This window comes from Streptomyces sp. P9-2, from assembly GCF_051903975.1.
Lineage (GTDB): Bacteria > Actinomycetota > Actinomycetes > Streptomycetales > Streptomycetaceae > Streptomyces > Streptomyces cellulosae.
Genome location: NZ_CP192633.1, coordinates 5,891,893 through 5,914,537, shown reverse-complemented (window position 1 = coordinate 5,914,537; position 22,645 = coordinate 5,891,893). Strand labels below are relative to the sequence as shown.

The 22,645-nt window shown below is 70.4% G+C and carries 14 protein-coding genes; 9 read left to right on the top strand and 5 right to left on the bottom strand.

Features of this window, described 5'->3' with window-relative positions; genetic code table 11:
- Positions 1–135 precede the first annotated feature (135 nt).
- Positions 136–804 carry a hypothetical protein gene (locus tag ACQY0Z_RS26710; protein WP_254586703.1) on the top strand — a complete coding sequence of 223 codons (669 nt, stop codon included), beginning with the start codon at positions 136–138 and terminating at the stop codon, positions 802–804.
- A gap of 49 nt (positions 805–853) precedes the next feature.
- On the opposite strand, the gene ACQY0Z_RS26705 is transcribed toward ACQY0Z_RS26710, so the two are convergent.
- Both ACQY0Z_RS26705 and ACQY0Z_RS26700 read right to left on the bottom strand, forming a co-directional pair.
- A complete protein-coding gene (locus ACQY0Z_RS26705; protein WP_254586702.1) occupies positions 854–1,312 on the bottom strand; it encodes a hypothetical protein in 459 nt (152 codons plus the stop codon).
- A gap of 59 nt (positions 1,313–1,371) precedes the next feature.
- Entirely contained in the window at positions 1,372–2,577 is a 1,206-nt protein-coding gene (locus ACQY0Z_RS26700) for an erythromycin esterase family protein (protein ID WP_439812940.1), read from the bottom strand.
- 59 nt (positions 2,578–2,636) lie between these two features.
- On the opposite strand from ACQY0Z_RS26700, the gene ACQY0Z_RS26695 reads away from it, so the two are divergent.
- Positions 2,637–3,362, top strand: a complete 726-nt coding sequence (locus ACQY0Z_RS26695) for a TioE family transcriptional regulator (RefSeq protein ID WP_347226391.1) — start codon at positions 2,637–2,639, stop codon at positions 3,360–3,362.
- A 1-nt stretch (position 3,363) separates the two neighbouring features.
- On the opposite strand, the gene ACQY0Z_RS26690 is transcribed toward ACQY0Z_RS26695, so the two are convergent.
- Both ACQY0Z_RS26690 and ACQY0Z_RS26685 read right to left on the bottom strand, forming a co-directional pair.
- Complete coding sequence (locus tag ACQY0Z_RS26690; RefSeq protein WP_189903565.1) at positions 3,364–4,395, bottom strand: alpha/beta hydrolase; 1,032 nt, start codon at positions 4,393–4,395, stop codon at positions 3,364–3,366.
- Between the two features lie 292 nt (positions 4,396–4,687).
- The gene (locus ACQY0Z_RS26685; RefSeq protein ID WP_439812939.1) at positions 4,688–6,322 is read right to left on the bottom strand and encodes a phosphodiester glycosidase family protein; all 1,635 of its coding nucleotides are present in this window, start codon (positions 6,320–6,322) and stop codon (positions 4,688–4,690) included.
- A 377-nt stretch (positions 6,323–6,699) separates the two neighbouring features.
- Here ACQY0Z_RS26685 and ACQY0Z_RS26680 point away from each other — a divergent pair, with 377 nt between their 5' ends.
- The 5 genes from ACQY0Z_RS26680 (at position 6,700) to ACQY0Z_RS26660 (ending at position 14,207) form a co-directional block, all read left to right on the top strand.
- Positions 6,700–7,215: a hypothetical protein gene (locus tag ACQY0Z_RS26680; RefSeq protein ID WP_381726452.1), complete on the top strand. Its 516-nt coding sequence runs from the start codon at positions 6,700–6,702 to the stop codon at positions 7,213–7,215.
- The gene (locus ACQY0Z_RS26675) at positions 7,215–8,615 is read left to right on the top strand and encodes a hypothetical protein (RefSeq protein WP_439812938.1); all 1,401 of its coding nucleotides are present in this window, start codon (positions 7,215–7,217) and stop codon (positions 8,613–8,615) included. The genes ACQY0Z_RS26680 and ACQY0Z_RS26675 overlap by 1 nt, the downstream gene beginning before the upstream one ends.
- A complete protein-coding gene (locus ACQY0Z_RS26670; protein WP_439812937.1) occupies positions 8,612–10,054 on the top strand; it encodes a vWA domain-containing protein in 1,443 nt (480 codons plus the stop codon). Before ACQY0Z_RS26675 ends, ACQY0Z_RS26670 begins: the two co-directional genes overlap by 4 nt.
- A 95-nt stretch (positions 10,055–10,149) precedes the next feature.
- On the top strand, positions 10,150–11,274 hold the full coding sequence (locus ACQY0Z_RS26665; RefSeq protein WP_189903573.1) for an ATP-binding protein: 1,125 nt from the start codon (positions 10,150–10,152) through the stop codon (positions 11,272–11,274).
- Complete coding sequence (locus ACQY0Z_RS26660; protein ID WP_439812936.1) at positions 11,271–14,207, top strand: hypothetical protein; 2,937 nt, start codon at positions 11,271–11,273, stop codon at positions 14,205–14,207. The genes ACQY0Z_RS26665 and ACQY0Z_RS26660 overlap by 4 nt, the downstream gene beginning before the upstream one ends.
- Positions 14,208–14,230: 23 nt before the next feature.
- On the opposite strand, the gene ACQY0Z_RS26655 is transcribed toward ACQY0Z_RS26660, so the two are convergent.
- Positions 14,231–14,731 (bottom strand): hemerythrin domain-containing protein, encoded by a 501-nt coding sequence (locus ACQY0Z_RS26655; RefSeq protein ID WP_254586694.1) that lies wholly within the window; start codon positions 14,729–14,731, stop codon positions 14,231–14,233.
- A gap of 60 nt (positions 14,732–14,791) precedes the next feature.
- Here ACQY0Z_RS26655 and ACQY0Z_RS26650 point away from each other — a divergent pair, with 60 nt between their 5' ends.
- Together ACQY0Z_RS26650 and ACQY0Z_RS26645 are read left to right on the top strand one after the other, a co-directional pair.
- The gene (locus ACQY0Z_RS26650; protein ID WP_439812935.1) at positions 14,792–15,019 is read left to right on the top strand and encodes a hypothetical protein; all 228 of its coding nucleotides are present in this window, start codon (positions 14,792–14,794) and stop codon (positions 15,017–15,019) included.
- A gap of 550 nt (positions 15,020–15,569) precedes the next feature.
- Positions 15,570–22,253, top strand: a complete 6,684-nt coding sequence (locus ACQY0Z_RS26645; protein WP_254586692.1) for a DUF3320 domain-containing protein — start codon at positions 15,570–15,572, stop codon at positions 22,251–22,253.
- Positions 22,254–22,645 lie beyond the last annotated feature (392 nt).

Genomic DNA, 22,645 nt, shown 5'->3' with positions numbered 1-22,645 from the left:
TTCGACGCAGGGGGCCGGGATAGGGTCACGACGCGCGTACCAGTGGCCCCCGGTACAGGAACCACAGCCCATGGACCTACTCACCACACTCGCCGCCTTCCCGAACGCCGCCCCGCTGGCCGGCCTCGACCGGGCATGGACGTGGTCACTCGGGCCGTCCTGCACTTCGCGGGCGCGGTGACGGCGGAAGGGCGCCGGCTCCTTCAGACGAACCAGCGCGGCAGACGTGACGAGGAACTCGCGCGGGCTGTACTCGCGTTCGCGCGGCAGTACGAGGAGCCGCTGATCGGGAAGGGCCGACCCATTGCGGCGGTACGGGGCTTCTCAGCGCCCGGTTACGCCTTCGACGCGGTGGCGGCCACGGCGCCTGAGGTCCACGGCCACCACAAGGCGCGGAACCCCGACCTCACCGCGGTCACGTACATCGTGTTCCCGGCCTTCGAGACGGAGGTGTCCGGGCGGGAGTCGCTGGAGGAGGCACAGGCCCGCTACCAGAAGATGCTGAGCCCCGCCGAGATCGGCCGGGAAGCGGTGCCGTTCCTGAAGATGCGCTTCGAGAACACACGCACCAGCGGTGGCAGCACCAACCCCGGGCGGGCACTGACCTACCCGCGGATGCTGCGGCAGGAGGTCCCTCAGCTGAAGGGTGCTCCTGGCGGATTCGTCGAGTGGGAGAACAGGGTCGGCGAGGCGTGGCGGGTCACGTGGGACGGCGAATGGGTGCTGTCCGGAGCGGAAGGCGAGGTGCGTGGCATGAGCCTCGACGAGATCCTGGTGTTCAGCGACGAGACCCTTCGGGCCTGAGCCGCGACGAGTGCGGTGAAGGCCAGGAGCAGCCTTGCCGCACCGCCGCCTACCGCGCCCGCAGCTCCGTTCGGTAGCGCCTACCGAAGAAGAGCAACGCCGCGGTCAGGGCGAGTGCGGCCCAGGTCCAGTTCATCCACACCAGGTCGGGATCGCTGGCGTAGACGGTGCCGTCCTCCCGTACGCAGTCGAAGCGGAGGGGGAAGTAGGACGCGTGGTGGTGCGTCAGGCCTCTGATCGTCTCCGGATCGAAGCCCATGCGGCAGGCCGGGGCAGGGGTCGAGTCGGCTCCGTCGCCGACCTCCGACTCCGACCACGCGACACCGGCCAGGCCCAGGGCGTACACAGCGCCTGCGGCCCAGCCGAACAGTGCCGCCGTCCGGCGCAGCAGGTGGTCGGGCCAGGGCTGAGGCCGGCCGGGAAGTGCCGTCGCGGCCGCCCGTGCCACGGAGATGAGCACCCCGATGGCGGAGACCACGGACAGAGCAAGTCCCAGTAGTGCGAGCAACGGTTTCGTCGCCTCCCCTCGGACGGGGCGAGACCGCCGTACGCGCCGTCGCGCCGACTCTACCTGTGCGGTACGTCCCTCACGTACACGACCCCGTCGACGCGGGGCAGGTGGGACGGCTCCAGCGGGGCGTAGCCGAAGTACGGGGACACTCGTGGGACCGTGCATATGTGGCGTGCCATGGCTTTGAGTTGAGCCGCGCCGATCACGTACCGAGATTCCGGCAGCGCGTGCAGGATGCCCTCCACCGTGTCCGAGGGCGGGGCGTCCACGCCCCGGTGCCTCATCGTGCCGAGGGCCATCGCCAGGTGCGCGTACCGGTCGCCCAGCCGCGTGCTCACCAACGCCCCGGCGCTCCACCACTCCACCTTCGGGTGGCCCCACATACGCATCGCGCTCTTGTCCCGCTGCAGATGACTGTTGTGGGCGTAGACCAGCACCGGTCCGCGTGCGGCGAGGGCGAGGAGGTTGCCGGCCATCATCTCGTCCCGCGTGGCGAGCAGGCGGGTCATGCGGGCGGGTGACGTGTCCGCCATCCAGGAGTGGTAGCGCAACAAACCGACAGCGGTACGGCCGTACAGGTGCGCCCGGTCACGGTCGTCCCGTGAGGACACCTCTGCGAGGTGCGGTGCCTGCGTCTCCAGCAGAGTCACCATGTCGTCCGCGAGCACGCGCAGTTCGCGGGCTTCCGGTGTGCGGCCGATGGACTGGGACGGGTCCATCATGGCCACCTCGTTGGTCCAGGACGCGTCGGTGCCGAGCAGGTCGTCGAGCCTGTCCGCCGTACAGGGCAGCAGGTCCGCGTCGACGTGCGCGGTCAGGTAGTCGTGCAGGGCGGTGAGCGCCTGGCGCGGGCCTTCGGCGCCTGTGATCTCCAGCGGACCGTCCAAGCCTGCGAAACGCACGTGATCGTCCGCGGGGCGTTTCGCGTTGAAGTCCCGTATCCAGCCGACCAGTTCACGGTTCGCCTGCGAGCCGCCCCAGCCGTGGCTGAAGCCGCGCCTCATCACGTCGTCCAGTGAGCCCTCGCCCGTGGTGACGTACGTGTCCACGGTCATCGCCCTCAGGCAGTCACTCTCCAGGGCGATCGTCCGATAGCCCTGCTCTTCCACGAGCTGCCGGAAGAGGGTGTTGCGCAGGTCGAGGAGGATCTCCTCGCCGTGGGTGGGCTCGCCCAAGACGAGTACGCGCGGTCGGGTCGGCAGCAGTTCTGCGATCGCCGACGCTTCCACGGGACGTATGAAGTCCTTGATGCCGGTTTCCATGCATTCAACGGTATCGTTGAACTTTCGGTGGAAGGTTTGGTCGCTATATCGTCGGGACGGTGGGGCGAAACCTTCAAACAAGTGGCAAGCTGAGGCCGGTCGACCTGGCGCGTCGGCATGATCTGTCCACCCAGGCGGTGAGGAACTACGAAGAGGCCGGCATCCTCCCGACCGCCGAGCGAACGGCCTCCGGTTACCGCGTCTACACCCCTCTGCACGAACGTGCGCTGGCCGCGTTCCTCGCCCTGGTTCCAGGGCACGGGCATGCCACGGCGACGGCGGTCATGCGGGCCGTGAACCGGGACGCCGTGGACGACGCCTTCCAGCTCATCGACGAGAGCCACGCCCGGCTGCTGCACGACCGGCGCACACTGCGAGCCGTGGAGGACGCACTGCGCGGGCTCACCACCGAGTCGGCGGCTGCGGACTCGGCCGGCTTCAAACCGACCTTCATCGGGCCGCTGGCGCAGGAGTTGGGCGTCCGTCCCGCGACACTGCGGAAGTGGGAGGACGCCGGACTCGTCCGTCCGCGACGCGACCCGGTGACCGGGTACCGGGTGTACGACCCGGCCGACGTACGGGACACGCACCTGGTGCACCAGCTCCGGCGCGGTGGTTATCTGCTCGAGCAGATCGCCCCGCTGATCACCCAGGTGCGGACAGCCGGCGGAGTCGAGCCCCTTGAGGGTGCTCTACGTGACTGGCGTGGCCGGCTGTCCGACCGCGGGCGGGCGATGCTGCGCGGGGCCGCCGCGTTGGACGCCTATCTGCGTGTGCGTGACTGAGTCAGCTCTTCACTCCCAGCGCGCCCAGCAACATCGGCAGCGAGGCGTGCAGTTCGCGTTCCCAGTAGCGCCACGTGTGCGTGCCGGCGCCGTAGAAGTTGGTGGTGAGGTGCTTGGCCCCCACGCGCTTCAACTCGGCTGCGAGAGCATGGTTCTGGCGGTTGAAGTCCGCCTCGAGGGCGCTCGACGCACCCGGTGAGTCCAGCGGGCCCGCCGTGCCGTCGCCGCAGGACAGGTAGACGGGCATCGACTTGAGGCGCTTCGCCAGGTGGAAGGGATCGTGGGCCTGCCAGATGCGGCGCTGCGCGACCGGGTCGCCCCACTGCCGGAGGGGATCGTTGCCCTGGCCCGCGAACAGGCCCAGGATGCGGTTGACCGACTCGTCGTTGAGCAGCGGGTGCGCGGAACCCGAGTACGCGGCCGTCGCCTTGAACATGCCAGGGTGCCGGGCGGCGTACAGCAGGGCGCCCTGGCCGCCCATCGACAGCCCGGCGACAACACGGTTGGGACTGGCGCCCCAGTCGCGTTCGAGGAGGTGGCGCAGTTCGACGGTGTGGAAGGTCTCCCAGGCGGGGTCACCGCCCTCGCCGTAGTTCCACCAGTCGCTGTACCAGCCGTTCCAGCCCGCCTCCGGCATGACCACGAGCACGTTGCGCAGGCTGTCCGTCTCGGCGACGTCCGTCATCGAGGTCCATGATGTGTAGTTGCCGCAGCAGCCGTGCAACAGCCAGAAGGTGGGCCAGTGTTGGCGTCGGTCGGCGGGGTCCCAGCCGTCGGGGGTCAGCAGGCGGACCTTGACGGTGCGGCCGCCGAGCGCCGTCGAGCGGACCGACAGGTCCACCTGGCGCTCCGCGACCTGTGTGACCGCCACGACCTCGGCGCCGCGTCTCCCCGTCTCACCCTGCGCGGAGCGCGTGTCGGCGGCGTCTGCGGGGGTCGGGGCGACGAGCGTCGGTGTGGTCGGCACGAGGGCGAGGATCAGGACGGCGAGGACGAGACGTACACGGCCTCGGAAGGTGACGGCGGCGGTCACGGCGGCTCCCTGCGGTGCTGTTCGTCGCTGCGGTGGACGGTCGTACGAGGCGAAGAGCTGATGTGCCCTGGGGAAGCATCCACCACATGAGGCGATCGGCGACAGACCGCGGTCGGCCTGTACATGGCCCGCGGGACAACAATCCCCCGCTCGGCTGCGCCCATGCCCGCCTGGGGCGGGGTAGTTCGTGGCGCGTCAGGTCGACCGGTGGTCCGGCCCGCACCGGAACCCGGCTCGCCCGCGTGGACACTCGCGGAACGAGCCGGGGCCGGCCGTCGTCCGATGCCGCTCGTCAGCTCCTGCGCGGCAGGATCAACAGCGCGTCTCCGACCGGCCGTTCGCCGGCCGCGTCCGACGGGTCGTTGATCACCTGGCCGTTCGCCACCATCGTCGTCGAACCGCCCCCGTCGAGGTTGACGGCGTCCCGCAGGCCGAGGGAACGGGCCACCTTCGCGCTTTCGGTGATGCTCAGCCCCAGGGAGGCCGTGCTGCGGCCGTCGGCCGTGACCAGCACGGTGCGGCCTGCCGCGTCGGTGCCGGCGAGGGTGCGGGGATTGCGCTTGTGGACCCAGCCGTAGTACCAGCTGGGGTCGCCCTGGTGCACCATCCCGTCGGTGGCGGGGGTGACGTGAAGGCGTCCGTCCCGGACCAGTTCGGGGCCCGCGTTGACGATGTCCGTCCCCGGTGACGGCGTCACGCGGCGGCCCTGTTCGTCGCGGAGGGTCGTCTCGACGCGCAGGCGCTCGCCGGGGCGGGCCAGCGCCGTCAGCGCATCCATGTGCCGGCCGGTCGCCTGGATCGAACTGCCGCCGGGCGGGAGCGGGCCGCCTCGGACGGAGCGCAGCTCCAGCACGCGGCCCCGGCTGTCCAGGACGGCTTCCACGCCCACGCCCTGCGGGGTGCTCGCGCCGTACTCCTGGGTGAACGCGACGAGTTGGTCGGGGTTGGTGCATGTCACGTCGTGCAGGGGCAGCGAGGTGGGGGTGTCGTCCTCACTGCCGCCGCAGTTGCGGATCAGGCCCGGTACGCGGTTGACGCCGTTGAGGGTCAGGGTGGTGCCGTGCGCGGTGACCCGTCCCTCCCAGGTGAGGCGGGTGATCTGGGCGCTGCGGCCGCCGTCGCGGAGGACGAGGCCGGGGCGTCCGCTGACGGGTTCGCTGAGGAGGCGTCCGTCGTAGACGCCGATGCCCGCCGGGTCGCCGGGTGCGCCGGAGCGGGGGTCGAGGACGAAGAAGCCCGCGTTGACCGCGGCGACGGCGCCGGAGTCGGTGGCGAGGGTGCTGACGGTCTCGCGGTTCTCGATGTCGGGGCCGTGGGTGGCGTCCAAGGTGCCGCGGAACGCGCGCGGGTCGACGGTGAGGACGTCGATGCGCCAGGGGCCGCGGTCGGTGGTCGCGCCGTCCCAGCCGGTGTAGGTGACCGAGCCGCTGTAACCGGCGTTGATGATGCGGATGCGTTCCGTCGCCGCGGCGGACTGGGAGGTGAAGCTGCCGATACGGACGCGCCAGCCGAGCGTTCCGCCCGTGTAGTCCGTCGTGCTCGGTGTCGTCACCTGTTCGGCCCGTGCGTCGAAGCCGTCGGCTCGCATGCCGGCGGCGAGTTCGTCGGCGCTCGCCTTGTCCTTGAGGGTGGTCGGCGGTGCGTCGGGGTCGGGTGAGGTGTCGCCGCCGGGGATGGTCGCCTCGACCGTCCAGTGGTGTGCCGGGTTCACGGCGCCGCGCACGATGCGGGTGAGGGTGAGACCGGGCTGCAGGGTCTGTGTGGTGCGGGTTTCGGCGAGGCCGGCCGGGCCCAGCGGGAGGGCCGCGCGGGCGTCGGCGGTGCGGGTGTCGGCGGCGGGGTCGGCGGACGCCTGGGCCGGGAGGCCGGTCACCGCCAACACGACACCGAGGGCCACGGCCGCCCCGCCGAGTCTTCTCTTCTTCATCGTTGACCGCCCTCTCGCACGTCGAGCCTGCCCGCGTCACTGGTGGAGCGAAGCCCCGGTTGGGAACATGCGTCACTTTCTCGCCTTGTGCTGACGGCGTCACGAACAGTCACTTAACGCACGCTGGACAAGTATCGACCTGTGGGAACGTGCGTCAAGAAGGCGTGACGGTCCGGCAGTCGAGAGATGCGGCGGCCACTTGCGGGGCTGAGAGGTTCGAGCGGCATGGTTCGGCGGGCGCCGCATCACACCGTCGGGTGACGGCGATGGCCGCGTGCCCGGGGTTGTCCACAGCCCTGAGCCGTTGTCAGTGGCCGCGGATAGATTTTTTCGCGTCCCGCCGGTCCGGCGAGGACATCCCCTTTCGTGTGCATGGGATGAGGTGCGCGTTGTCGGTCTGGGAGAGGTCGAGCACGGTGCGGGTGGTGCCGTCCGCGCGGCCGCGGAAGCTCGCCAAGGTGCCGTTCGTGGAGCTGGCGGACGGGCGGTTGCAGGGTGTGGTGTCCAGCGGCTCCGACATCGGTCGGGTGTACGTGTCGTCGGTGGAGGCGGGGACGTACGCGTTCTCGTGCAGCACCAACAACAACCGGCCGTGCGGCGGGGCGCGCGGAACCTTCTGCAACCACATACGGGCACTGATCGCCGAGGCCGTGCTGCAGTACGGCGCTGAGCGCGTCGCCCGCTACCTGAAGGCGGACGTGCCCGGTGAGCAGGCGGACACACAGGGCCTTACCTCGGCCATGATGTCGACGCGTCCCGCTCAGGGCGACAGGTCGGCCGCGGCCCAGGTGTTCAGCCGGTTCCTGCGCCATCTGGCCTACCTGGAGTTCACGCCGACGACCGCGCCGGTGCCGGAGATGCACTGGTTCCCGACGACCGGGGCGGTGGCGTGATGCGTGCGGATCTGCTGACCGACGCCGTCGAGGGGCTGGACGAGGCGCTGGCCGCCGTGGACGGGTTCGACGGGGTGCTCGTGGGCGGGCTGCTGCGTCCGCAGCCGGCCCAGGCGATCGGGCTGGCCGGGCTGACGGACGCCGTCGCCGGGTCGCCGCTGGCCGGGCGGGTCGCCGAGGCGGCGGAAAAGACCGCTGCGGGGGCCGCGGACGAGGCCCACTACCTGGCGCTGGCCGCCGCGCGTACAGCGCTGCTGGGGTCCGTGCATGATGCGCTCATCGCGCGGGTCGAGGAGGCGGTGGGTCGGACGTGCGCCGAGGAACCGGCCGCCGAGGCCGCGGGGGCAGCCGGGGCCGAGCCTCCGGTGAATCTGCTGGTGGCGGCGCGTGGCTGGCTGTGCGACCTGGCGCGGGCCGGCTGGCAGGGCATCGACCACGAGCTGGTCGGCGGCGCGGCTCCCGTGGTGACCGCGATGCTGCCCGAGCCGGGGCTGCGGCGGCTCGCCACGCTGCTCGACGGGTTCGCCGCGGAGCTCGCCGCGTCCTGCCCCGGCGCCACGCTGGAGCGGATCCCCGTACGGCGGTGGGCCGATCTGTGGTCGCGGGCGATGATACTGACGCTGCCCGGCGCGGACCGGGCGACCGCCGTCACGGAGGCCACCGGCCGTCTGCTGCCGCTCGGCGTCGACCTGCACGAGCACGCCACGGCGGTGCAGGCGCAGGTGCACGCGGTGTTCGAGCCGGCGGACGGAGGGACGCCCCGTCTGGTGCGGGCCAGTGTGTCCGCGCCCAAGCCGGACACGGTCGTCGGCGCGGGGCTGTGGCAGCTGCTGCGGCCGCACATGTCGCTGCTGGCCGCTGTCAGCGAGGGGCGTGCCATGGAGCTCGAGGCCATGCCGGTCACCGCCGAGGGCGACCTGATCTGGGACGACGCCCGCGCCACACTGGGCGAGCCGGCGGAACCCTTCACCACCGCTCGGGTGGCGCTGCCCACCGCAGCCGCCTCTCCTGTGGCGCCGGTGGACCGGCATCCGGCGCGGATCGCCGTGCCCGTGCTGCTGGAGGGTTACGGCGTGGAGGACGAGGGTGAAGCCGTGGCCTTCCGGGTCGCCGGGGAGCGTCTGGCCGTCGACGCCGGCCGGGTGCCCGCCGCCGGGCCGCTGACCGCGGACGCCGTCGCCTCGTCCGCCGCGTGTCTCGGTCTGCTGCGCTGGGACGCCGGGGAGTTCCTGGTCCAGCCGCTGGCCGTGGAGCGGACGGTGCGGAAGAAGGCCGTCGCCGTGCACGCGGGGGCCTGGGCGGGCGGTACGGCCGACAAGGCGGGCGTGCGGGCGGAGAAGGCCGCCACCGACGCCGTCACTGTGCTGCGTGAGCGCGCGGGAAGGCTGCTGCGGAAATGAGCGAGGTGAGTGTCGTCGAGAGAGGGGCCGAGGACGGGGCGCCCGTGCCGGACTCCGACGAGAACCGGCGGCAGGTCCTGTACTGGCGGCTGCTGGCCCGTCTCTTCGACTCTGAGGAGCAGGCGTCGTTGGAGTCGGCGAGTGTCGCCGTGGTCGAGGACATCGGCCTGCCGGTGGCGCTGCTCGACCCGGCCGCGTCCGTCGACTCCGTGGTGCAGCGGCATCCCGAGCTGACGGCCGAGTTCGACCGGCTGATGACGCCCGAGCCGGACGCGGACGGCGAGCGGGACCGGGCCGCCGAGGTGCGGCGGGCGGCGCTGGCGTCGAAGGTGCTGCTCAACGTCTTCTCGACCGGCAACGGCACGGTCACCGCCGAGCAGCTCGCCCGCTGGCAGTCCGACGCCGGCTGGCTGGAGCGGGCCCTGGGCTGCCGGCCCGGTGACCTGCGCGGCGGGCGGGGCGGCACCGGCCGGGCGGGTGCCGGCGGAGGCGTCAGCCCGACCGGCACCGGTGTCGGCACGCCCGCGCCCGACCTGAGCAGGCTGATCCCCGAAATCGGTCCCGAACTGAGATCGATCGAGGCCGGTCTGGTGCGGCGGATGCATCTGCGGGAGGTGCTGGCCGACCCGGCGCTCGCCTCGCGGCTGACGCCCAGCATGTCGCTGATCGAGCAGCTGCTGCGGGACAAGAACAACCTCTCCGGGGTCGCCCTCGCCAACGCCAAGGCGCTGATCCGGCGCTACGTCGACGAGGTCACCGAGGTGCTGCGCACGCAGGTGGAGAAGGCGTCCGTCGGCGAGCTGGACCGGTCCGTGCCGCCCAAGCGTGTCTTCCGCAACCTCGATCTGGACCGCACCATCTGGAAGAACCTCACCAACTGGGACCCGGAGGAGGAGCGGCTCTACGTCGACCGGCTCTACTACCGGCACACCAGCCGCAAGACGACGCCGCAACGGCTGATCGTCGTGGTGGACCAGTCGGGATCCATGGTCGACTCGATGGTCAACTGCACCATCCTGGCGTCGATCTTCGCGGGCCTGCCCAAGGTGGACGTGCATCTGATCGCGTACGACACGCAGGCGCTGGACCTGACGCCGTGGGCACACGACCCGTTCGAGACGCTGCTGCGCACCCAGCTCGGCGGCGGCACGGACGGCACGGTCGCGATGGCGCTCGCCCAGCCCAAGATCGCCGAGCCGCGCAACACCGTGGTGGTGTGGATCTCCGACTTCTACGAATGGCGCACCGACGAGCTGTTCGAAAGCATGGCCGCCATCCACCGTTCCGGGGCGAAGTTCATCCCGGTCGGCTCGGTGACCAGCTCCGGCCGCGGCAGCGTCAACCCCTGGTTTCGGGAGAAGTTCAAGGACCTGGGCACGCCGGTGATATCCGGACACATCAAGAAGCTCGTGCACGAGCTCAAGACGTTCCTGACGTGAGCGTCGGCTGCCCCACTCACCGGCTCAGCCGGCTCACCGATCTCCCGACTTCGCGATCACGCGACTCACTTCATTCCTCGAAAGGCTCATCCCTCATGTCCGAACTGCTGCGCGCCCCCGCCGAGATCAAGTACGCCGAGGAGCTCGACTGGCTGGAGTCGATCGACGACAGCCCCAAGCCGTTCTCGTGGCGCCTGTCGCCGAAGATGGTGCGGCTGTTCATCCTCGGGTCCGAGCGGGCCGACGGGCTGGACCGTGAGATCTCACAGAAGTGGTTCGGCGACCGCAGCTTCGTGGAGCGGTCGATCGTCACCCTCGCCTCCGACCGCGGCCTGCTGCTCATCGGCGACCCCGGCACGGGCAAGAGCTGGCTGGCCGAGTTGCTGTCGGCGGCGATCTGCCGCAACTCCACCCTGGTCGTCCAGGGCACGGCCGGCACCACCGAGGACCACATCAAGTACTCGTGGAACGTGTCGATGGTGATCGCCAAGGGCCAGTCGCGGGAGTCGATGATCCCGTCCCCGATCATGACCGCGATGGAGACCGGCGCCATCGGCCGCTTCGAGGAGCTGACCCGGTCCACGAGCGACGTGCAGGACGCGCTGATCTCGATCCTGTCGGAGAAGTACATCTCCGTGCCCGAGCTGAAGAGCGGGAGCGGCGACGACAACATCGTGTTCGCCAAGCCGGGTTTCTCCGTCATCGCGACCGCCAACAGCCGCGACCGGGGCGTCAACGACCTGTCGTCCGCGCTGAAGCGCCGCTTCAACTTCGTCCGCATCCCGGTGGTGACGAACAAGAAGAGCGAGGCGGAGATCGTCCGCTTCCGCACCGAGGAGCTGCTGCGCCGGCACTCGATCGACCTGGACGTGCCGCCCACACTGCTCGACGTGCTGCTGCAGAGCTTCGCCGATCTGCGCGCCTCGGCCGCGGCGGCCGGCAGCGACGACGAGAAGCTGGAGTCCGCGCTGTCGACGGCCGAGCAGATCGGCGTCCTCGAGGACGCGGTGCTGCACAGCAACTTCTTCGGTGAGCGCGCGCTGACCGCCCGCACGCTGGCGTCCTCGCTGGTCGGCTCGCTGACCCGACGGGAGCCGGAGGACCTGGCCATACTCAACAAGTATCTGCACGGGGTCGTCGAGCCGCGCAGCAAGGAAGAGGGCGGGGCCTGGCCCGAGTTCCTCGAGGGCGGCCGCGACGCGATCGCCACCCTGTCGTGAGCGGGCCCCAGGCGGGCGGTGTGTTCACCGCGCTGCGTACACAACTGCAGGAGGCGGCGACCGAGTTCGCGGGTGGTCCCGACGCACTGGAGGGCATTCTCCTGGGCATGGTCGACGACGTCGACCGGGCGGTGCGGGAGCCGCTGGAGATCTTCCCGGTCTGCCACCACTCCCCCGCCTCCGCCCTGGCCATGGCCCGCCGCCTGCGGGAGAAACAGCCCAAGGTGGTCTACCTGGAGCTGTGCGAGGACATGGCGCCGCTGCTGACCGAGCTGCGCAACTGCCGGCTGCCCGTGGCGGTGCAGGCGTTCGCCGGCGACATCGACGGGTTCCCGCAGGAGTGGGCGCCGCTGTCGGTGGTCGCGCCGATCACGGAGGCGTCCGCCGAGTACCAGGCGATCGCCTACGCCCTGGACACGCCGGGCGTGGAACTCGTCCTGGTGGACCGATCCTCCGATCACGTCTTCCAGTGGAACGACACCGCTCGTGCGGAGGGAACTTCGGCCGAGGCGGAGGAGGCGCCGAAGTCCGAGGAGGCGGCGCTGCACGGCGAGGCGGTCGGCGTGGAGATCGGCGACCTGCGCCCGCGCTTCGCCGAGCTGGAGCAGCATCTCCTGCGCCACGGGAAGGTGCGGCACTGGTCGGAGTGGTGGCACCAGTACGTGGAAGTGCCGCTCGGGGACAGCGACCACGACACCTACCGCCAGGTGATGTTCCTCATCGGCAGCCTGTTCCGGCGGCTCGCACCGGGCGCCGGCGACCGGGTCCGGGTCGACGAGGACCGCGAGCGCTACATGTGGACGCGGATGCGCGAGCACATGGCGGCGACGGGCACGGACCCGGAGGACTGCCTGTACGTGTGCGGGGCGTTCCACGCGGCGAGCCGGGTGGAGGAGTTCGGCGTGGCCGGGCGCTCGGACTCGTTCACCATCTCGCCGCGCACGGCGACCACCTGGCAGTACGGGCTGATCCCGTCGAGCCACGCGGCGATCGAGGCGCAGTTCGGCCTGGCGCCCGGCTCGGTGTCGATCGCGGCGACGCAGTGGCAGAAGAGCCTGAAACGGACGCGGGTGCAGCCGTACCGGCTGGAGGGGCAGGCGGGGGCGAACAAGTCCCGAGCGAAAAAGGCGCTGCCGGCCGCCGCACCAGCCGTACCGGTGCCGGCGGCGGACCGCCTGTCCGGGTTCCTCCAGCAGCCGCCCGTGCTGGACGGCCTGGACGAGGCGGAGCTGCTCGGCTGGTCCGTGGACATCGTGCGGGCGGCCCGCCGCAACGGCTATCTAGCCTCCACCGCGGACGCCATCGCCGTCTTCGAGACGTCGATCCTGCTCGCGGGGATGCGGGACCGGGCCAGGCCGACGCCGTACGACTTCCAGGACGCGGCGGTCACCTGCATCGAGAAGGACCGGGTGCCCGGACGGCGGGACGTGCGGCGGCTCGTCGAGATCATGATGGGCGGCGACCGGATCGGCCAGGTGGGTTACGAGGCGCTGCCGCCGCTCGCCCGGGACGTGTACGACCGGCTGGAGCCGCTGGGGCTGAAGCTGCAGCAGCGTGGTGTGCAGCGGGCGTTGCTGGACATGGCCGGCCGGCCGGAGCTGGGGGCGTGCTCGGACGTGCTGTGGATGCTGCGGCGGCTGATGCCGGCAGCAGCGGCGCGCCCGATCATGGGTGAGCGGCGTCTCGGTGAGCGGTCGATCCAGGAGTCCTGGGATCTGGCCCTCGGCACCCATCAGCGTGCGCTCATCGAGCTCGGCTACGAGGGCGTCAGCATCGAGCAGGTGCTGGAGCAGCGGCTGCGGCGGGAGGCGTACGGGCCGCGGGCGACCACGGCGGGCGTGCTGGCGGCCGTCGAGGACAGCCTGCTGTACCTGCGCAGCGGGCGTCTGGCGGACGAGCTGGGCACGCACGCGCTGAAGGTGCTGGCCGCGGAACGTACGGTCGACGGGGCGCCGGAGGTGCTGCGCAGGGCGCGGACGCTGCTGGCGTACTACCGCACGAGCCGACCCGAACTCCCGGCGTGGATCGAGTCGTTCGTGAAGACGGGATACGCGCACTACTGCACGTTGCTGCCGACGGCGTTCCGCGACGAGGACGCGACGGCGGGGCAGGTCGCGGCGATGCTGGGCTTCCTGTTCAGCATGGAGAGCCTGGCGCTGTCCCTGGGCTGCGATCGTACGCAGCTTGAGCTGGCGGTGGCGCAGTCGCACCCGGAGGACCCGTCGAAGACGGCTCTGCTGTGGGCGGCGCAGGTGCAGCTCGGCACGTTGACGCGCGCCGAACTGCGCGCGCGGTGCGACGCGTTGCTGGACAACCCGCTGGTGGTGCCCTCCTACCCGCGCTACCTCAGCGGCTTCGTGCACGCGCTGGAGCCGGTGCCGGGGCTGGCGGACCTGGTGGTGGAGGCGGTGTCGAACGCGTTCGGCCGCCTGCCGGACACGGTGCTGCTGCCGTGGCTGCCGCTGCTGATCACCACCCTGCGCAAGGGCGCGGCGGACCTGGCGCCGCTGCTGATACGCGAGGCGGGGCGCATCTTCCCCGGCCGGCTTCCGGCGCTGGACGCGTGGGTGCCGCCGTGGCGACAGCCGCAGCTGGAGGACCCCTTCGCGGCCTCCCGCGCCCGGCGAACGGCCACCGCCGCCCAGGCGCCCCGGGGCGCCGCGCTGCTCGCCGCGCATCCGGCGGCGTGCGACGCGGTGGCGGGGCTGCTGGGCTGCGAGGACGGCTGGCAGCAGCTGGGCCCGTCCCCCGTGCCGCACTCGGGCGCGGCCCTGCTCACCGCCCACCTGGCGACGTGCGACGCGGTGGCGGGGCTGCTCGGGTGCGACGAGGGCTGGGCGGCGGCCGGCGACGCCGGTGCGCCGGGCGCGGCCCTGGTAGCCGGCCACCCCGCCTCGGCCGAGGCCTTGGAGGCGCTGCTCGCCGACGCGTGACGACGAGGTGACGCCGGCTCTCCTCAGGGGGCCGGCGTCACCTGTCCTTGGAAGCGGAAGACGGGGTCGGCCCAGTCGGTGTCGTCACCGTCGTCGTCCAACGCCTCGCCGATGGCCCGCTCCTCGTAGCGGAAGTGGCTCTCCATGATGGCTGCGAGTCCGTCGAGTTCGCGGCCGATCGCTTCCAGATCCGGCCCATGCGTTCCGAGAGCCCGGTCGGCGAGTTCGCGCACCTGGGTCAGGATCGAAGCGATCAGTCCGTGGTCCTGGACGAGCTTAGTGACGGTGCCGGCGAGGTCGGGGCGCTCACGCAGCAGTTGGGCGAACAACCCGGCGTCCTCGCCCTCGTGGTGCGTGGTCAACGCCTCACAGAAGGCCAGGCAGTGCGTGGCAAGTGTGTCGTCGTTCAAGTGCCGACGTCCGAGCCCCGTCCTGACGTCGTTCAGCCGTCGACTCAGTTCCTGGTGAGCTTGGGAGAGTTGCAGGCTGAGAGCAGCCGCACGGTCGCTGTTGTGGGAGGCCACGGGTGGCAGTCCCTTCGGTTCCGCACCTCCATGCCTGACGTTGTCCGTCACCGGCACGCGATGCTGTTCCCATCCGATCACGCGTCCCGGATGCGCGGCAAGGTGGTGCCGACCCCCGCCCTCTACCTCCTCTTCTTCGTCTACCCGGTGATCCAGACGGTGCAGAACCCGCTCACCGAACGGGACGGCTACAGCGCGGAATACGCCGACGTCGGGCTGCGCAACTCATCCGGCTCGCCACCGAAGACGACACGTTCACCAGCGCGGTCGGCAACAACCTGGCGCTGACCGTGACCGTCGACCTCGCGCAGACCGCGCTGGGACGGTTGCTGGCGCGGTGGCTCATCCGCACCACGCGGGCGTCGACGCTGCTGCGCACTGTGCGGTTGGACCCGTTGCAGCGGTTGTTCGGCCTGGAGCTCGATCTCGCGGGCAATCCGCCGTCCGTCAATCACCACGCTCGACCGCAGGTGCCCCACCAGAAAGCCTGCCGGTCGGCCGTCTGCATGCAGGCATTACCACATCGACCGCCGCATCGATCCCCTCGCACACAAACGTGGCTGCACGCCAGCCCAGCATCCGGCTGTGTGGCGAAGGCTTCTGCAAGTCACAGGGCACCCATGAGAACGGCATAGACATGGCTCACTTCTGATTCTTACAAGTTCACCATAGAATCCGTCCATCCGTGGGGGGGAGTGCGGTATGGCGAAGGCCATGGCGCGCAGGGGATCTACCGACGCATGCCGGGTCATACCTGTTGCGTTGTCGTGTTCCGGTGACTGTCATGTACTTCCCCCTTTCCGGACCAGAGCAACGCGACGTGAGAGCAGGGACAATCGTGACGAGCAATCCGGGTTCATTTGGGGGCAGCAGCGACCTGGAGCGCCTCAAGGCGATTCTGGAGAGCTGGCGCACGTCGCTCGTTGACCTCAGTGGCCGCAACCGGTTGCTGAACTTCAGGCATACCCGCACCTCGACGCTGGAGATGTCGGCTCCCTCACCCTCAGTCCTGGTAAGTCTGCTGGAGGACCACCCTCTGCAGTTCGCCAAGCTCCCGGACGAGGTGCCCGCGGAGGGTGAGGAGTCGTCGTGTCCACCTCCCGGTGAGCACGACATCGTCACGCAGAAGACCACAGCCCCGGCGCTGCAGCGAGCTCTGCGCTCGCTTCGCTCCAAGGCGACGCAGGTGTTCAACGACTACGGTCTGTGGACACTTCACCTGGGCGTGGGCATGTTGCACTGGCGCGAGGACGGAGCCACCACCTCGAGTCAGGCCCCACTGATTCTCTTCCCGGTAGAACTCGTGCGGACGCCCACCGGGCTGGAGCTCCTCCGGGCCAACGACGACGAGGATCCGCAGCTCAACCCCGCGCTACCGATCAAGCTCGAGCAGTTCGGCATCGACTGGACCCCCGTCACGGAGACCGACTGCCGTGACGTGACAGCGGTGCTCGATGCGGTACGCCAGGCTGTGGCTGGAAAGTCTCAGTGGCAGGTGGAGGAGCGCGTCGTCATGGGCCTCTTCGCCTCCCACAAGGAGTCGATGTATCGAGACCTGCTGGAGAACGAGAGCCGGCTTCTGGCGAGCGACCTGGTACGCGCGGTGGGGGTAGGCCCTGGGGACGCCCTCGCCTCCGACCGCTTCGATTTCGAGGAAGTTGCTCCGGAACGGGTCGACGAGCTGGCGCCGCCGGAAGACACGCCCGTCGTGCTGGACGCGGACACATCCCAGCGGCAGGCGGTCGCGGCAGCCGTGGCGGGCCGGTCCTTCGTACTGGACGGCCCTCCGGGAACAGGCAAGAGCCAGACCATCACCAACATCATCGCCGGGTTGATGCACGCCGGTCGCAGCGTGTTGTTCGTCAGTGAGAAGGCAGCGGCGCTGGACGTCGTACTGCAGAGACTCAAGTCGGTCGGCCTGGACTCCTACGCCTTCGCCCTGCACAGTCGTAACACCAGCCGCAAGGCCGTGGCGCAGGAACTGGGCCGCGCACTCTCCGAGCAGCCGCAGGCGACCGGGCTCCCCGACCAGGAGAAGGCCCAGGCCCGTCTCGACCGTGAGGCGCTGTCCGCCTACGCCACTGCGATGAACGAGGTCCGTCAGCCCTTGGGCCGGACACTGCACGACGTCATCGGTCAGGTGGGCCGTCTTGACGACGCCCCCGTCGCCTACATCACCGCCTCCGACGACGGAGCACCCCAGCGGTTCGACGTCTCGGCCCTCTCCGCGGCCGGTCTGGAGAACGTGCTCAACGCCGCCGACGCTGTCGGTGACGCCTGGCAGGCCGTGGCCGACCCTGGCTTCCCATGGCGCGGGCTGCGCACAGACCGGCCCCATCCGGGTCCGGCACTGGAGGAGGCGCGCACCGCCCTGAGTGGCCTTCTGTCCGCCCTCGACGGCTATGAGGCCCTCAACGCGGAAGGCGCGCAGTTCACCGCGCTGGACGAGGTCGAACGGCTCATCCGTCTACTCGGGCTGCTGGAAGGACGGCTGCCGGTCCCCGAGTGGTGGTTGACCGATCCCGATGTCGCGCACGCCGTGACGGATCCCGTCGAGTCCTTCCTCGACGCGTTGCGGCGTGTGCGACGCGCCCAGCAGTCCGCACAGGACCTGGTCGGTGAACGCTGGCAGGAGCTTTCTCCCCGGTTGCGCTCTGAGCCGCCGGCCTCGGAGCAGGCTCTGGCCTCCCTCGAGCCCCGTGGGCTGGATCTGGCCGGACTGACCGAGCAGCAGGCGGAAGACCTCAAGCGCGACTTCGGCGGCATGGCCGACCGGCTGGGGAAGACCGCCGCCTCGGCTCGAGAGCTCGCCCGGACTCTGGGTATGGACGACCCGGGGTCGCCGGCTGAGGTGACGGCTCTGTGCGACTTGGCGGACCTGTCCGGTGTTCCGCACCGTCCGCTGGAGGCATGGCTCGCTCCGGAGGGGGTCGCCGCCGCGCGGCAGGCGGCTTTCCAACTGGTGAGGGCGGCGATCGACGAGTTCGCGGCGCGCCGCGACCGTACGGTGGCGGCGCGCGCGGCCGCGTACGAGCAAGCGGGGCCGGGGTGGGCGGACATTGCCTCCTCCCTGCCTCGGCAGGCGGAGGCCGCGGAACTCGCGCTCGGCACTCTGGAGCCGCCCGGTGCCGATCTCACCCGTCTCGACAGGGCTGAGGCCGGCGCTCTGGCCTCCCGCTGGGAGGACCTCGCCGGGATGCTGGAGGGCACCGCCCAGTACGCGGCAGACGCAGCGGACTTGTTGGGTTGCGCTCCACCGGACACCGCATCCGCTACACGGTCGGTCGCGGAGCTGGCTGCGCTGACGGCCGGCGTTCACCGCGCTCCCGGCAACTGGTTCGACCCGGCGGTGCTGCCCCGGGTGCGTCAGGTGGTGAACGAGCTGCATCAGCTCATGAACGTCCTAGACAATGCCCGGCAGGAGGCAGAGGGCGTATTCGGCCCCGACACTCCCCGTGCAGAGGGCCTGACCGAGGCGGTACGCCGTCTCTCGGAGAACGGCCGGCGCTTCGCGGCGGGGCTGTCCTCCCAGGTCCGGGCGGACCGGAAACTCGTTGGGGGAGTCAGTACCGGCGGCTCGTGGCACAGCGGTCTGCAGGACGAGCTGGCCAAGGCCGCTGCCTGGCAACATGCCTACCTGGCCGTGCGCACCACGGTGACCGAGCACACGGACCTCCTCGGTCCCTACGCCGGTGACGAGCTACCCGACCTAGGCGCGGTGGACGGTGCGCTGCGCCAGGCTGAGGAAGCACACCGGATCGCCCCGTCCGTGGTGGCGGATCCGGCCCGCCGTCGTCACCTGACCGCGCAGCTCGCTCATGAGTCGACTCCCGCTCCCGTCCTGTTCGAGTGGGGCAAGCGGCTGGAGGACGACCTGAGCACGTGGGCGACGGCGCTGCGGGAGCCACGGCTGCGCGAGCACCAGGCTGCTCTCGACCACCTCGGTCCGGCTTCGGCCGCCGCATGGTTGCGCGCGCATGTGCCGGCACTGGAAGACGCCGTGCGGCTCATCGACACCCTCCAGGCCGTGGGGCGTCGGGAGTTCACCGGGGAAGCGAGGTACACCCTCGCCTCGGCACGTGCCGCGATCGCCACCGCCCACGCGGCGCAACGGGAGGACGCTGCGTTCGCGGCTCGGGAAAGCGGCGACAGGCAACTGCTGTGCGCCTGGTACGCGGGATTGGAGACCCGCCTGGCGGCAGCGCCGGAATCCGCCGGCGGGGCAACGGTCGAGAACGAGCTGCTGCGCCGGGCGATGCTCCTGCCAGTGCAGGGTGAGGAAGCCGGTGCGGAAGGATCCATATCGCCCGAAGCCATCGAGATTCTGGGTGAGTACGTCCTGGAAGGACGGCCTCGCACGGCTGCCCTCGCCGCAGCGCTTGCCGCCGCGTCGGACGCCTGTCGGTTGGCAGGGCCGGTCCTCACGGATCCGGCACGGCGCAGTGGCGTCGTCCGTGCTCTCCGCGCCGGGGGGCCGGCCGTTCCAGGCCTGCTCGAGACGGCCGCCCGCCTGCGGGCGGAGTGCGCCGAGTGGGAGGCCTTCACGAGCGCTCCTGCTCTGGCTCCCGCCGCCTTCGTGCTGCAACGCTTGCCCCTTTGGGATGCCGTCGCCTGGCTGCGCGCTCACCTTGACCCCTTGGACGAGTCCACTTCCCTGATCCACTCCGTGGCTCGTGTGGTCGGTTCCCCGGGGCAGGGAACCGACTGGCTTTCTCTTGGCGGTGCCCGCTCCTCCGTAGCGGCTGTGGCGGCGGCGCGCACCGCCGAGGAGGACTTCCTTCAGGCCGAGGCGGCGCATCGCCGTCTGCTCGGCGACCTGTACGACGGGCTCCGCACCTCTCGAGAGACCGTCGAACACGCCCTGGACTGGGCTCTCTGTGTCAGGCGTACCGCCTCCGCGACCGGCGCGGCTGCTCCCTTGACGTCCGAAGCCGCCCGCCTGCTGCTGGATGTGACGCCCGACTCGTCGGTGGAGCGCCGCAACCGCGACTGGCTGGAACGTATAGAGGTGCTCGTAGGTCACTTCACGCCGGCACGCGCGGCGGAGGTTCGGTCCGAGCTGGAAGCCGGGCTCACTCCAGCCGGTGTGCTTCTCGACCGGATGTCCGACGATCCCTACGGTCCGGACGCCTGGATCCGTTCCGCCGAGGCCCGCGACGTGCTGAGCGGCTACGGCTTGGAAAACCTGCCGACCCAACTGGCGGACCGCGACGTACCGGCATCGTCGTTCCGTGTGGCCGTGGAGCGGACCGTATTGCGAGCCTGGGTGGAGCACCAGTTGGCGGCCGACAGCCGGCTCTCCGTGGTGCGGGCCAGCGACCGGGACCAGTTGGTGGAGCGTTACCGTCGACTGGACCGCGGGCTTGTGCAGGCCGCCCACGCGACGGTGATCGACTCCTGCAACGCACGGCGTCCCCGCAGGGCGACGACGGGGCAGGCCGCCATCCTGAGCCGTCAGGCGAAGCTGCAGCGACGGCACAAGCCGGTGCGTCGACTGCTGGACGAGACCCGGGACGTGGTGCAGCGGCTCAAGCCGTGTTTCATGATGAGCCCGCTGACGGTCAGCCAGTATCTGCCCGCGGACTTCCGCTTCGACGTGGTCATCTTCGACGAGGCGTCCCAGGTCCTTCCGCAGGACGCCGTGAACGCCATCTACCGCGGTGACGCCCTGATCGTGGCGGGTGACCCACGGCAGCTCCCGCCGACTTCGTTCTTCAGCGCGGGCAGTGACTCCGACGAGGACGACGATTTCGACGAGGAGGTGCCCGACTCCTTCGAGTCCATCCTGGACGCGTGCAAGGCCAGTGGCGTGCTGCGCGAGTTGTCGCTGCGCTGGCATTACCGGAGCCGGCACGAGAACCTGATCGCGTTCAGCAACCACGAGTTCTACGACAACTCAATGGTCGTGTTCCCGGGCGCGGTCACCGACGGCCACGACGTAGGCGTCGCGTTCTACAAGGCTGACGGGGTGTACGACCGCAGCAACAAGCGGGACAACGTCCGCGAGGCCGCGCTGGTGGCCGAGCGCGTCCTCCACCACTTCTCGACGCGGCCGCACCTGACCCTGGGCGTCGTCACGCTCTCCAAGGCGCAGGCGGACGCCGTCGAGGATGCCGTTGGCGAGGCACGCAGGTCCCGCCCAGACCTCGACAGGCACTTCACGGAGGACCGGCTGGGCGGCTTCTTCGTCAAGAATCTGGAAACGGTGCAGGGTGACGAGCGTGACGTCATCATCCTGTCGGTCGGCTACGGTCCGGACACCCAGGGCAAGCTGCGTGCCTCGTTCGGCCCGATCAACCGTGAGGGCGGCTGGCGACGCCTGAATGTGGCCGTAACCCGTGCACGTCATCGTGTGGAGGTCGTGGCGTCCTTCCACGGCGCCGACCTGCCGGACAGCACGAACAAGAGCGTTCAGCACCTCAAGCGCTACCTGCAGTACGCCGAACAAGGACCAACGATTCTGGCGACGGCCGCACCCGACGCGGAGGCCTCTCCCGAGAGCCCGTTCGAGGAGGACGTACTCGACACCCTGCGCGGCTGGGGTTACGACGTGCAGCCACAGGTGGGGGTGGCGGGTTTCCGGATCGACATGGCGGTACGACACCCGGGAGCGCCCGGTTCCTACGCACTGGGCATCGAGTGCGACGGCGCGATGTACCACTCTTCGCGGGCGGCCCGTGACCGCGACCGGCTGCGGGAGGAGATTCTGCGCGGCCTGGGCTGGAACCTGCACCGGATCTGGGGGACCGACTGGTACCGCAACCGCAAGGACGCACAACGACGGTTGCGCGAAGCCGTCGAGGCGGCCTGCGCCGCCGACCCGTACGCGCCTGTCCCGGATATCGCGCCGGCCCCCGTGTCTGACGAGGCGCCGGCGGAGGTGACGATCGTCCCGGTGGCCGAGTCCGACCGCTCCGAATGGAGTCGGCCGTACCGCGCCCTGGGCTGGGAGGAGCTGTACGACCTGAAGGAGGCCCAGTGCGCGGCCGCCGGACTACCGGGTGTCGATCTCCGTGATCCCGCTGCTCAGAAGGTGGTCGCCGAAGTGGGCCTCCACATCGTCACCATGGAAGGTCCCATCGAGGAGGACGTCCTGATCGGCCGCGTCCGCACCGCGTGGCTGCTCGACCGCTCGGGTCAGATCGTGCAGAGCAGCGTCCGTGACGCTCTGGCGCGGCTGCACAAGAAGAAGAAGGTCGTGCGATCCGGGACGGTGTGGGACCTGCCCGACCGGGACGTGACGGTGGCCCGTACACCGAGTCCGGACTTCGACCGCAAGAAGGTCTCCCAGGTGCCTCCGACGGAACGCCGGATCGCCCTGCTCGGCATTCTGTCGGAATCGCCGGGTATGCACCGCGAGGAACTGGCCAAGGAGACGGCGCGATTCTTCGGATGGCTGCGTCTGGGCCCGGACATCAGGTCTGCGTTCAACCAGGACATCGAGGAGCTGCTCACCAGGAACGCGGTCGAGGAAGGGCCGTCGGGACTGGTACCTCTGGAGGGACCCGCCGCAGCCCACTGACGGGCGGTCAGCCGCCGTTCCCGTCTCTCTTCGCCCGAGCTGGTGAGCAGAGGCTGGAACGGCGGCTTCTTCGCGCGGCGCTCATGCGCGTATGAGCGCGGCATTGGCGGCATCGACGCGCGCGTACCGGGTTCCTCCAACGGTGATGCCCTCTCCCCTGCCCCCAACGCTGCGCATGGACACCAGCTCCGGTCTTCCCGGATCGAAGCTGGTCACCGCGCTCAAGGGAGCGCCTCGCTGATCCAACCCTTCGGTCGTGTGCGCAGGGAGCGGAGCCGGAGGTTGTCGCGATTGCGTGATCAGCGGTGTTGCGAGAGTCGGCCTTGCACCGTGACCCTGTACTGCTTCTCCTTGAGACATTGGAAGCGTCTGTGTTCCCGGACGTCCGCCTC

What these genes read in the sequence shown, in the direction of transcription:
- ACQY0Z_RS26650 (WP_439812935.1), top strand. Translation starts at nt 14,792, where the DNA reads ATGCTGTTCCCATCCGATCACGCGTCCCGGATGCGCGGCAAGGTGGTG.
- ACQY0Z_RS26665 (WP_189903573.1), top strand. Translation starts at nt 10,150, where the DNA reads ATGTCCGAACTGCTGCGCGCCCCCGCCGAGATCAAGTACGCCGAGGAG.
- ACQY0Z_RS26700 (WP_439812940.1), bottom strand. Translation starts at nt 2,577, where the DNA reads ATGGAAACCGGCATCAAGGACTTCATACGTCCCGTGGAAGCGTCGGCG.
- ACQY0Z_RS26685 (WP_439812939.1), bottom strand. Translation starts at nt 6,322, where the DNA reads ATGAAGAAGAGAAGACTCGGCGGGGCGGCCGTGGCCCTCGGTGTCGTG.
- ACQY0Z_RS26710 (WP_254586703.1), top strand. Translation starts at nt 136, where the DNA reads ATGGACGTGGTCACTCGGGCCGTCCTGCACTTCGCGGGCGCGGTGACG.
- ACQY0Z_RS26675 (WP_439812938.1), top strand. Translation starts at nt 7,215, where the DNA reads ATGCGTGCGGATCTGCTGACCGACGCCGTCGAGGGGCTGGACGAGGCG.
- ACQY0Z_RS26670 (WP_439812937.1), top strand. Translation starts at nt 8,612, where the DNA reads ATGAGCGAGGTGAGTGTCGTCGAGAGAGGGGCCGAGGACGGGGCGCCC.
- ACQY0Z_RS26680 (WP_381726452.1), top strand. Translation starts at nt 6,700, where the DNA reads ATGAGGTGCGCGTTGTCGGTCTGGGAGAGGTCGAGCACGGTGCGGGTG.